This is a genomic window from Streptomyces sp. NRRL B-24572, assembly GCF_002156145.1.
GTDB classification, from domain to species: domain Bacteria; phylum Actinomycetota; class Actinomycetes; order Streptomycetales; family Streptomycetaceae; genus Streptomyces; species Streptomyces vietnamensis.
In genome coordinates this window covers 1-10580 of the sequence record NZ_MWIG01000013.1, presented here as the reverse complement: position 1 = coordinate 10580, position 10580 = coordinate 1, and the positions used below count along the sequence as shown (strand labels likewise).

Sequence of the window (10580 nt, the reverse complement as noted above, 5' to 3'; positions counted from 1 at the left end):
CCCCTCTGGCAGCGCGGTGCGCGGCCAGAGGCGCGGCGGCAGCGGCTGGACGAGGGCGAGCGGGGAGTGCCGGGGCCACTGGCGCAGGAAGCTCTGGGCGGCACCGCGCTGCCAGAGGGGGCCGACGCAGTCGCTGACGACGAGGGTGAGCCGGCGTCCGGTGGGGTCGTGGAGCTGGTCGACGGGGCGGAGCCGGGGCCGCCCGTCGGCGCCGGAGGTGGTGGTGACGAGCGGGGGGCCTTCGCCGGTGTCGTACAGCCGGTGCACCTGGACGTCGCGGAAGGCGCCGGACTGCTGGCAGGCCTGGCGGAGCTCCTCGACCATGCGGTCCCAGACGACCATGGCGGGGCCGGTGTCCATGAGGAGCTGGATGTCGGGATGGCGGCCGGTGACGGGGCGCAGGACGGGCGTCAGGATGCCCGCGGCGGCGCTGCGTTCGGCGGTGGCCTCCTCGTCGAGGGTGCCCTCGCCGGGGCGGGGCGGGGCGAGGGCGTAGTCGCGCAGCGGGCGCAGCGCCTTCTGCAGGCCGAGGAGTCCCGGCAGGGCGTTCGCGCCGGGGGCGCGCACGGGCAGGGTGGCGCCCCGCTCCGTACGCCCCGCGCCGCCGTGTGATCCGGCGGGTCCGCCCTTCATGTGGAGCGAGACGGACTCGCGGGCCGCTCCCTCGGACGCGGTCGGCCGGCCCGTCCCTCCCCGTGCGGCCTCGTCCTCGGGGCGGGCCGGGTCCCGGCTCTCGGCGGGGCGCGCCTCGGTGTCGGGGGTGTCCCCGGCCGTGTCCGGCGGCGGGTCGGTCCCCGGCCCTTCCGGGGAGGGGCCGGGGAGCCAGCGGGACAGCCAGAGGGCGTCCGCGATGTCCTCGGCGGTCGGGTCCTGTCCGCCGGCCCGCAGTCTGCGGGTGAGCTCTTCCAGATGCATCCGGTGCATCCGATCGTCACCTCGGCTGATCGAGAGGTTGCATGAGCATGTCGGCGATGCGTTCCCTGGTCACCCGTTCGGCACGGGAGGCGTGCTGGGTCAGATAGAGGGCGTTGAGGAGCTGGTCGGTGGCGATCACCTCGCCGGGCTCGCGGTTCAGGAAGCGCTGGACGAGGCCCTGTTCGCCGTCGCCCGCGACGGCGTCGGTCCCGAGGTGGGCCTCGATCATGGCGCCGAGCTGCTCCTCGCCGGGCGGTTCGAGCTCCAGGCGGATGCAGCGGCGCAACAGGGCGGCGGGGAAGTCCCGTTCGCCGTTGGAGGTGAGCACGATGAAGGGGAAGGTGGTGCAGCGGATCCGGCCGCCGTACACCGGCACCTTGCGGCCGTCGTCGCTGAGCACCTCGACGACGGGCTCCCGGTCGGCGAGCCGCTCCAGCTCGGGGATGGCGAACTCGCCCTCCTCCAGGGCGTTCAGGAGGTCGTTGGGCAGGTCGAGGTCGCTCTTGTCGAGCTCGTCGATGAGCAGCACGCGGGGCTGCTCGGAGGGGAGCAGCGCGGTGCCGAGCGGTCCGAGCCGGATGTACGAGCCGATGCCGGCCGGGGCCGCGGCGGCGGGCGCTCCGGCCTGGGCGCGCTCCAGCTGGACGTCCTGGAGGCGGCCGATGGCGTCGTACCGGTAGAGGCCGTCCTGGAGGGTGGAGCGGCTGACGATGGGCCAGCGCAGCACCCGGCCGAGGCGGAGTTCGTGGGCGACGGCGTGCGCGAGGGTGGACTTGCCGGTGCCGGGGTTGCCGGTGACGAGGAGCGGTCGCCGCAGGTACAGGGCGGCGTTGACGGCGTCGGTCTCCTCGGGCCGGGGATGGTGGTTCTGGACGAGTCTGCGTTTGACGCCGAGCCGCCGGTCGGAGCCGGCGAGGGTGTCGTCGGCACCGCCCGTCGAGAAGTCCCGCCAGGGCGGCGGGGCGGGCAGGCGCCGTATCTCGTCGTGCGGAAGACCGGCACCACGGTAGATCCGCCAATCGTTCACGATGGACTCCTCCTGGCTGTGGTGTCGGTGTCGGTGTCGGTGTCGGCTCTGTCGACGGTCTCGCTCGGGGGCGGGGCCTGTCGATGGCCTAATCGGACGGATCTCGGGCCCGGCGTCCCGGTGGTCGCTCCGGTCACTGGTCCCCCTCCCCCAACAGCGGCGGGGCCTCCAGACGCCCCGCGTGCGGTGGGCGGTCCGGCGGGTCCAGGAGGACGGCGATGGACTCGGCCCAGGCGTAGGCGGCGCGCGCCTCGGGGCCGGCCGCCCGGTCCTGGGCGCGGGTGCGCAGGGAGCGGATCGGGCCGCGTATGTCCCAGGCGGTGACGGCGCCGGCGAGCAGCCGCTCGGCGCGCTCGTGGAACTCCGCGCAGTCGGTGTGGTCGTGGGCGCCGGTCCGCCAGAGGGCCATCGGGTGGCCGGCGGCGAGTGCCGCGTTCATCGCCATGAGGCCGTCGCCGCTGCCGACCGGGCCGCAGTAGACGGGGACGGTGCCGCCCTCGGCCTCGCGCAGCCGGTCGTACGTCTCCGCCCAGGTCTCCCGGCGTACGCGCGGGGTGTGGGCGTCCGGACCCGCGCCGGGCACCTCGGCGCGCAGCGGGGCCGCGTGCAGGGGCCCTCGCTCCCCGGCCTCCCAGCGCTCGCGCCATTCGGGAGCCGGTTCCAGGTCGTGGCGGCGGGCGTCGCGGATGACCACGATCCTGCGCTGGCCGAGGGTGGTCGCCCAGGCGTCGTCGGGGCCGTGGGGCGGTTCGAGCCGCCAGGTGTCGAGGGGTTCGTCGAAGAGCTCGCGCGGCAGCACCGCCTCCACGGCGGCGAGATGGGCTCCGCCGTCGCCGCGCCGCAGGGCGTCCGCGAGGGGCTCGCGCAGGGTCTCCTTGAGCCGGGCCCGCTCGACGCCCCGGTCGTCGCAGTGGAGCGGGGTGACGGTCTGCCCGTCCAGGAGGAGCTTGACCCGCCAGGGGTACCGCCGGTCGTAGCGGGGGGTGTCGATCTCCAGGAGGACGTCGGCACGCGCGCGGGGTTCGCGTACGGAGAGGGACGAGGACCGGCCGGGGGTGATGAGCCGGTCGATCTCACGCCGGAGGTGGCGGTCGGCATCGCCCGACTCGTCGACGATCCAGCGGGTGAGGCCTGCGGTGTCCGCCCGCTCGCCGTACCGCCCGGAGACGTGCCGGGCGACGTGCGCCGCGTACAGCAGGAGGGCGTCCCGTTCGAGATCGTGGACGTCCCTGTGGGGCGCGCGCAGTCCGCGGAGGACTCCGGCGCCCTCGCTCCAGGTGCGCGGATCGTCCTCCAGGGCGTCCGGCAGGTCGTCGTCCCTGATCCAGGCCTTGACCTGGTCGATCAGGTCAAGGATCTCGCCGGGCGCGGTGGGAGCGGGCAGTTCGGCGAAGTGCCCGTACAGCTGGGTGCGGAGCCCGGGGCTGACGCCGCTCGCTCCGGACAGCCGGCCCTGGGCGCGGGTCCAGTCGGGCCGGTCGTCGAGGGAGCGGTAGCGGACGAGGTGGTGGCGGTCGTGGGCGCGCAGCGCCTCGGCCATCTTCTCCCCGCCCGGGAGGTCGTGCAGCCGGCGCAGGGCGGTGACGGGGACGACGGCGCCGCCGTCGCGGCCGCGTCCCTTGTTGATGCCGACGACGGCGCCCTGGTCGCGGTCGACGACCGGGCCGCCGGAGCAGCCCTCGACGGGCATGACGTCGGTGACGAGCGCCTGTCCGTCGCTGCCGTTCATCTCGCCGTGGACGGTGCGCACTCCGAGCTCGCCGGTCTCCCGGGACCAGCCGTGCAGGCTGACGCGGATCGGCCGGACGGTGGGCCGGACGGTGGGGCGCTCGCTGAGGCGCACGCAGGACGCCTTCCCCGTGCCGGGCGCGCTGATGAGCGCGATGTCGGGGAAGGCCCACCGGTCGGGCGGGTCCTCGGGCCGGTCGGGGAGCGGCAGCGCGAGCACGACGGTGCCCGTGGTCTCGCGGGTGGTCTTGCCGTCCTCCCAGGTGATGCCGACGACCGGCTTCCTCTTCCACACCGCGCTTCCCCCCTCGGCCACAACATGGGCGCAGGTCAGCACCCAGCCGGGGGCGATGAAGAAGCCGGTGCCCCAGTACCGGTCGCCGTGCGGGTCATACCCGCAGCCGGGGGCTGCGATGCGTACCAGTGCGGGGCGCACGAGAGCGTCGAAGTCGCTCATGCGACCTCGTCGGCCGCCGGGCGTGCGCTGGGCAGTGGGGGCGCGGGTGCGGGGTCCGGTCCGGCTGTCGGGCCCGGGGCCGTCGCGGGCGCCCGGGTCCCTGCCGGGCTCGCCCCGGCGGCCGGGGCGGGGACGACCGGGCCCGGTTCGGTCCAGGTGAGGGAGACGTTCACGGAGGCCTTGCCCGCGCCGTCCGCGAGGACGCCGATCACCTTGCCCGACTGCGCCGACAGTTCGATGCCGAAGCTGACGGCGACCTCCACCGGCCCCTGCGGGTCGAGGCCGGCGCGCAGGGAGCCGACGACCCCGCGCACCACGTCCGTGAGCCCGCCGGCCATCGAGACCACCCGGTCCCTGACGCCGGTGTCCTGGAAGCCGCCGCCTCTGTTGAGTTCCTCCGCGTCGCTGACCCGTGCCCAGACGGGCGTGCCGTCGTCCAGTCGAATCCGAGCGATCCCCAGTGCCACAGCGGCCCCCCGCTCCCCGAAGCGATGTTGGATCCAGAAGGCTAATCGGTGGGACTGACGGGCGACAGGGGACGGGAGGGGTACGGCCTATCCTGATCGCATGTACTTCACCGACCGTGGCATCGAGGAACTGGAGAAGCGGCGCGGCGAGGAGGAGGTCACCTTCGAGTGGCTCGCCGAGCAGCTGCGGACGTTCGTCGACCTCAACCCCGACTTCGAGGTGCCGGTCGAGCGCCTCGCGACCTGGCTGGCCCGTCTGGACGACGACGAGGACGACGAGGAGTAGGAGCCCCCTCCGGCTGCGGGGTCACCGCTCCCGCAGCCGGTCGTGGGCGAGCCCGAGCGCACCGTGCGCGACGAGCAGCGCCCCGGCCGTCGCCCAGCCGCCGCTGCGCCGGCCGGCGCCCCAGAGCAGCAGCGGCACCCCCACGAGGAGCTGCGCCCCGCCCAGTACGCGCGCTTCGGGGCCGCGCGGGTACGGGCCGAGGGGGCCGCCCTCCACCACGTCCGGCTCCGCGCGTACGGCATGCGGTCGACCCGAGCCGTCGACCTGCTCGGCGCCCCGGGCGAGGGCGGCGGAGCGGAGCCGGTCGGCGGTCTCGCCGGGGACGATTCCGGTGGGCAGCGCGAGCCCGACGCGGGCGAGGACCGCGACGACGCCGAGGAGCCGGGTGTGGGCGTCGGCGTCCGGGTCGGGCGCGGTGAGCGGTTCGAGGGCCTGCACGTCCAGGACGGGATCGAGGGCGAGCCTGTCGGCGAAGGTGCGCATGGCCTCGTCCTCGCCGGCGGGGGTGCCGTCCGCGAGCCAGGTGTAGCCGACCGTACGGCGGAAGCCGGCGGCGAGCGTGAGACCGGCCCGGTCGCGGTCCCACCAGAGCGCGACGACGGGCCGTCCCGCGGCCGGGACGGCGAGGGCGGTGGCCCAGCCGGTGACGACCTGTTCGACGGGCTCCCCGCCGTGCAGCCAGGGCTTTCCCTCCGGTACGAGCACGCTCCATTCGGCTCCCGCGGGGGCGAGGAGCAGCTGTTCCCGCAGGAGTCGGGCAGGCGGACGGACCGCGGAAGGTTCGGCGCGGCAGAGCAGCAGGGCTCCGACAGGGTGCGGTCCGGATGTCGTGTTCATGGCCCCACGCTAGGCCAATTCGTCCACATATGACCCTTATTACCCCCTCCCTGTCAGGGTCGAGTCGGGGTTGAGTCGGGGTTGACTTCGCAAGACCGCGATATATCGTGTCTATCGAGAAACGCGATATGTTGCGTTGCCGATACGGGAGGTCAGCACCATGACAGAGTGGTCCGTCACCGAGCCGACGAAGCTGGCTCCGGCCGAGCCGGTGACACTTCTGCAGGTCCGCATCGTCAACGGCACGGTGAACGTGGTGGGGACGGACGAGAGTTCCACCCGGCTGGAGATCTCCGAGATCGAGGGTCCGCCGCTGATCGTGACGCAGGACGGCTCCACGCTGACCGTGACCTACGAGGACCTGCACTGGAAGGGCATCCTCAAGTGGTTCGAGCGCAAGGAGTACCGGCGCCGCCGGGCCGTCGTCTCCGTCGCCGTCCCCGCGGGCATCGACGTCGAGGTGGGCGTGGTCGGAGCCGAGGCGGTCGTCAGCGGGATCAGCGGGCGTACGGAGGTGCGCGGCGTCACGGGCGACACCACCCTCCTCGGACTCTCCGGCCCGGTCCGCGCCGAGAGCGTCTCGGGGAACCTGGAGGCCCAGTCGGTCACCGGCGCGCTGCGCGTCAACTCCGTGACCGGCGACGTGACGGTGATCGAGGGCGCGGGCTCCTCCGTGAAGGCCGACACGGTCAGCGGCGACATGGTCATCGACCTCGACCCGTCCCGGCTCGACGGGCCGCCCGCCGACATCCGGCTCACCAGCGTCTCGGGCGAGGTCGCCATCCGCCTCCCGCACCCGGCCGACGCCCGGGTCGAGGCGAGCACCACGAGCGGCGCCGTGTCGAACGCCTTCGAGGACCTGCGGGTGGGAGGCCAGTGGGGCGCCAAGTCCATCACCGGCACCCTCGGTTCGGGCCGGGGCACGCTCAAGGCGACGACCGTCTCCGGCTCCATCGCCCTGCTCCGCCGCCCCGAGCACGAGGAGGACGGCGAAGCCGCCTCCTCGTCCGCCGCCCCTTCGTCCGCCGATTCCTCGTCCGCTCCCTCCGCGACCGGAAAGGTGCTCTGACATGCCGCCCGTCTTCGCCCACGGACGCCTCCGCCTCTACCTCCTCAAGCTGCTCGACGAGGCTCCGCGCCACGGGTACGAGGTGATCAGGCTCCTCGAGGAGCGCTTCCAGGGGCTGTACGCACCCTCGGCGGGCACGGTCTACCCGCGCCTCGCCAAACTGGAGGCCGAGGGTCTCGTCACGCACGCCAGCGAGGGCGGCCGCAAGGTCTACTCGATCACCGACGCCGGCCGCGCCGAGCTGGCCGGGCGCGGCGCCGAACTGGACGACCTGGAGCGGGAGATCCGCGAATCGGTCTCGGAGCTGGCGGCGGAGATCCGCGACGACGTGCGGGGCGCGGCCGGGCGGGTGCGCAGCGAGATGCGCGCGGCCGCGGGACAGAACCGCACGGCGGATCCTTCCTCGTTCGCCGAGGCCAAGGAGGAGATGCGCCGGTTCAAGCAGGAGTGGAAGCAGCAGGCCCGCGAGGCCCGCGAGGAGGCCCGGTCGGCGCGGCGCCAGGCGAAGGAGTTCCAGCGGATCGCCCAGCAGGTGCAGGAGGAGGTCCAGGACCGGTTCTCGCGGGGCGACTGGCCCAAGGGGGTCTGGGAGGGGATCTCGGGCATCACGGCCCAGCTCGGCGACCTGGTGGCGGGCACGACCCACCCGAAGGCCGCCTCGCAGGAGGCGCCGTTCTCCGCCGAGGCGCCGGAGTGGGCCCGGGACACGGCGGGCACGGGCGACCCGGCCCGCGACCTCGACCGGCTCCTCGACCGCTTCCGCGACGAGGTCCGCGACGCGGCCCGCGACCACGGGGTGACCCAGGACCAACTGACGGAGACACGCCACCACTTGTCGACGGCGGCCCTCCGCATCACGGCCCTGCTGGACCCCGAGAGAAAGGCCTGACGGGCCGGACGGCGCAGGCCCGGGCCGAGCGCGGGCCCCGGGCCGAGCGCAGGCCCCGGGCCGAGCGCAGGGCCTGCGAGCACAGACCCCGGGCCGAGCGCAGGCCCCGGGCCGAGCGCAGGGCCTGCGAGCACAGACCCCGCGAGCGCAGGGCCCGGGCCAAGCGCAGGGCCCGCCTCGGTGGGCTCGTCAGCCTCGGGTTGCCGTGACCGTCACCCGGGTGTTCGGGGACGCGAGGATCCAGGCCCTGCCCCGGTCCTTGCGGAGGACCAGTGCGCCGCCGTGGGCGGTCACCCGCCAGTCGCCGGGCGGCAGGGAGAGCTCGGTGACGCGGGAGCCGCGCCGGCCGGCGGAGTCGTACGAGAGGCGGTAGGCCCCGGCCTCCGGGTCGTACGACGCGGAGCGGACGGTGCCCGCGACCGCCTCCGCGTACGGCTCGGCGGTCAGCTCCTTGTTCGTGCGGAAGGCCCCGGCACCGTCCACCGCGCAGTAGCCGCCGCCGTAGCACCACTCCCAGCCGGTCCAACCGGAGCTGTAGCGGCCGAGGGAGGCCATGGCCTCGCGGTAGAAGCGGTTCATGTTCGGGAGGGAGTTGTTGAGCGGGCCCCATTCGCCCACGACCACCGGGACCTTGTACTCCTTCGGGTACTGGGTGACCGCCGCCTCGTAGTTCTCGATCCAGCGGGCCGACGGGTCGTAGTCCCCGCCCGCCTCCATGGTGCCGTTGTAGAAGTGGGGGGCGTAGACGACCTTCGGGTCGTCGATCCGCCCCAGACCGGTGGGCACACCCTCGCCCACGATCGGGGTCGGCTCGACGAAGAGCCACGCGTCCTTGTCGACCGAACGGATCGCGTCCGCGATGCGGTTGTGCATCGGGGTGATCTGGTCGCGTTCGATGCGCCGGGCGGCCGTCGCGAGGTCCTCGCCCTCCCGCATCTCGCCCATCGGCTCGTTGATGGGGTCGTAGCCGAGCACGGCCGGGTGGTCCTCGAAGCGCTCGGCCACCACCCGCCACATGCGGGCCTGGGCGCGCTGCAGGTCCTCGTCCTCGTAGAGGTGGGTGAAGGCGCGCTGGACGGCGGGCTCGAAGTACTGGGAGAACCAGTCGTCGGGGTGCGGGGTGAAGGGCAGCCCGTCGGTCCTGGTCGCCCACGCCGGAATGCCCCGGGAGCCGAAGGCGGGCCCGTAGACGTCCTGGTGGGCGTCGAGGACGACCTTGACGTCGTACGTGTGGGCCCAGTCCAGGACCCGTTCGATCTTGTCCAGGTACGCCCGGCTGTACTGGCCGGGCCGGGGCTCCAGGTCGTCCCAGAAGAACAGGACCCGGGCGGTGTTGAAGCCCTTGGCCCGCATGTCCCGGAAGTGCTTCTCGGTGATCCCGGAGAGGGCGGCGTCGCCGCTGTGCGACTTGTCCGCGAGGTTCCAGCCGCGCAGGGTGAGGACCCGGCCGCGGGAGTCGGTGAGGGCGGGTATCGCGTCACCGCCGGTCTCCGCCCGGGCGGCGGCATCCGCCCCGGCAGCGGGCTCCGCGCTCGCGGCGGTCGGGGCGAGCAGCGAGGCGACGACGACGGTCGCCGCGAGGGTGGTTCGCAACAAGGAGGCCTCCGGCACGGCAAGGTGACACGACAAGGTGAGTGATGTTCACGTTTCGCGTGCCGGAGATCCCATCAGGACAACCGTCCTGTATCAAGAGGTCGGTCAGGAGGTCTTCAGGACGATCTTCCCGAAGAGCTCGCCGGAGGCCATCTTCTCGAAGCCCTCGCGCGCCCGGTCCAGCGGCAGGACCTCGTCGATCACCGGCCGCAGGCCCGTCGCCGCGCAGAACGACAGCAGGTCCTCCAGCTCGTCCTTCGAGCCCATCGTGGAGCCGACGACCTTCAGCTCCAGGAAGAAGATCCGGGTCAGCTCGGCGTGCGTGGGCCGGTCGCCGCTCGTGGCGCCCGAGATGACGAGCGTGCCGCCGGGCCGCAGCGACTTGACCGAGTGCGACCAGGTGGCCGCGCCGACGGTCTCGATGACGGCGTCCACCCGCTGCGGAAGCCGCGCCCCCGGCTCGTACGCCTCGACGGCGCCGAGCTCGACGGCCCGCTTGCGCTTGGCCTCGTCGCGGCTGGTGGCGAAGACCCGCAGGCCGGCCGCCTTGCCGAGGGCGATCGCGGCGGTGGCGACGCCACCACCCGCGCCCTGCACGAGCACGGAGTCCCCGGGCCGCACACCGGCGTTGGTGAAGAGCATGCGGTACGCGGTCAGCCAGGCGGTGGGGAGGCAGGCGGCCTCCTCGAAGGACAGCTCCTTCGGCTTGGGCAGCACGTTCCAGGAGGGGACGGTGACGCGCTCGGCGAAGGTGCCCTGGTAGCGCTCGGTGAGGATGGAGCGGGGCTCGTTCGGCCCCACCCCGTGACCCGTCTGGCCGATGACGGAGTGCAGGACGACCTCGTTGCCGTCCTCGTCGATGCCGGCGGCGTCGCAGCCGAGGATCATCGGCAGCTTCTCCTCGGGCAGCCCCACCCCGCGCAGCGACCACAGGTCGTGGTGGTTGAGCGAGGCGGCTCTGACGGTGACGGTGGTCCAGCCGGGACGCGCCTCGGGCTCGGGGCGTTCGCCCAATTCGAGGCCGTTCAGGGGCTGGTCGCGGTCGATTCGGGCAGCGTAGGCAGCGAACATGGCCACGACCCTAGGGGCCCGCGGGTGCGTGACGGAACCGCACCTCACTGTGACGCGCGCCCCACCCGCACCACCGCTCCCGTACGCCGAAGGCTCCACCCCCGTACCACCGCTCCGGTACACCGAAGGGCCCCGCCCCGTACCCCATACGCCGAAGGGCCCCGTCCGGTCCTTTCGGACAGGAACGGGGCCCTTCGGCGTACCGGAAGCGCGTCAGCGGCGCGCGACGCCCTCGGCGCGG

10 protein-coding genes are annotated in these 10580 nt (G+C 73.8%); 3 read left to right on the top strand and 7 right to left on the bottom strand.

Annotation, left to right across the window (positions count from 1 at the left end):
* From CCN56_RS00920 to CCN56_RS00905, 4 genes are all read right to left on the bottom strand, one after another.
* Positions 1–924, bottom strand: a 924-nt coding sequence (locus tag CCN56_RS00920) for an SAV_2336 N-terminal domain-related protein (protein WP_306300575.1), incomplete at its 3' end; no start/stop codon positions are given.
* A 7-nt stretch (positions 925–931) separates the two neighbouring features.
* On the bottom strand, positions 932–1942 hold the full coding sequence (locus CCN56_RS00915; protein ID WP_086822215.1) for a MoxR family ATPase: 1011 nt from the start codon (positions 1940–1942) through the stop codon (positions 932–934).
* A gap of 133 nt (positions 1943–2075) precedes the next feature.
* Positions 2076–4127: a trypsin-like peptidase domain-containing protein gene (locus tag CCN56_RS00910; protein WP_086822213.1), complete on the bottom strand. Its 2052-nt coding sequence runs from the start codon at positions 4125–4127 to the stop codon at positions 2076–2078.
* The gene (locus tag CCN56_RS00905) at positions 4124–4594 is read right to left on the bottom strand and encodes a CU044_2847 family protein (RefSeq protein WP_086822209.1); all 471 of its coding nucleotides are present in this window, start codon (positions 4592–4594) and stop codon (positions 4124–4126) included. Before CCN56_RS00905 ends, CCN56_RS00910 begins: the two co-directional genes overlap by 4 nt.
* A gap of 100 nt (positions 4595–4694) precedes the next feature.
* Here CCN56_RS00905 and CCN56_RS00900 point away from each other — a divergent pair, with 100 nt between their 5' ends.
* The gene (locus CCN56_RS00900) at positions 4695–4880 is read left to right on the top strand and encodes a DUF6104 family protein (RefSeq protein ID WP_030207192.1); all 186 of its coding nucleotides are present in this window, start codon (positions 4695–4697) and stop codon (positions 4878–4880) included.
* A gap of 21 nt (positions 4881–4901) precedes the next feature.
* On the opposite strand, the gene CCN56_RS00895 is transcribed toward CCN56_RS00900, so the two are convergent.
* Entirely contained in the window at positions 4902–5717 is an 816-nt protein-coding gene (locus CCN56_RS00895) for a hypothetical protein (protein WP_086822206.1), read from the bottom strand.
* A 160-nt stretch (positions 5718–5877) separates the two neighbouring features.
* On the opposite strand from CCN56_RS00895, the gene CCN56_RS00890 reads away from it, so the two are divergent.
* On the top strand, positions 5878–6786 hold the full coding sequence (locus CCN56_RS00890; protein ID WP_086822204.1) for a DUF4097 family beta strand repeat-containing protein: 909 nt from the start codon (positions 5878–5880) through the stop codon (positions 6784–6786).
* 1 nt (position 6787) lies between these two features.
* Positions 6788–7675 carry a PadR family transcriptional regulator gene (locus CCN56_RS00885; RefSeq protein WP_086822202.1) on the top strand — a complete coding sequence of 296 codons (888 nt, stop codon included), beginning with the start codon at positions 6788–6790 and terminating at the stop codon, positions 7673–7675.
* 189 nt (positions 7676–7864) lie between these two features.
* On the opposite strand, the gene CCN56_RS00880 is transcribed toward CCN56_RS00885, so the two are convergent.
* On the bottom strand, positions 7865–9268 hold the full coding sequence (locus CCN56_RS00880; RefSeq protein ID WP_373412805.1) for a cellulase family glycosylhydrolase: 1404 nt from the start codon (positions 9266–9268) through the stop codon (positions 7865–7867).
* Between the two features lie 105 nt (positions 9269–9373).
* Positions 9374–10339, bottom strand: coding sequence for a zinc-binding dehydrogenase (locus tag CCN56_RS00875; RefSeq protein ID WP_086822217.1), 966 nt, complete (start codon positions 10337–10339; stop codon positions 9374–9376).
* Positions 10340–10580 lie beyond the last annotated feature (241 nt).

Coding starts and splice junctions, on each gene's coding strand:
- CCN56_RS00910 (WP_086822213.1), bottom strand. CDS start 4,127: ATGAGCGACTTCGACGCTCTCGTGCGCCCCGCACTGGTACGCATCGCA.
- CCN56_RS00895 (WP_086822206.1), bottom strand. CDS start 5,717: ATGAACACGACATCCGGACCGCACCCTGTCGGAGCCCTGCTGCTCTGC.
- CCN56_RS00900 (WP_030207192.1), top strand. CDS start 4,695: ATGTACTTCACCGACCGTGGCATCGAGGAACTGGAGAAGCGGCGCGGC.
- CCN56_RS00890 (WP_086822204.1), top strand. CDS start 5,878: ATGACAGAGTGGTCCGTCACCGAGCCGACGAAGCTGGCTCCGGCCGAG.
- CCN56_RS00875 (WP_086822217.1), bottom strand. CDS start 10,339: ATGTTCGCTGCCTACGCTGCCCGAATCGACCGCGACCAGCCCCTGAAC.
- CCN56_RS00885 (WP_086822202.1), top strand. CDS start 6,788: ATGCCGCCCGTCTTCGCCCACGGACGCCTCCGCCTCTACCTCCTCAAG.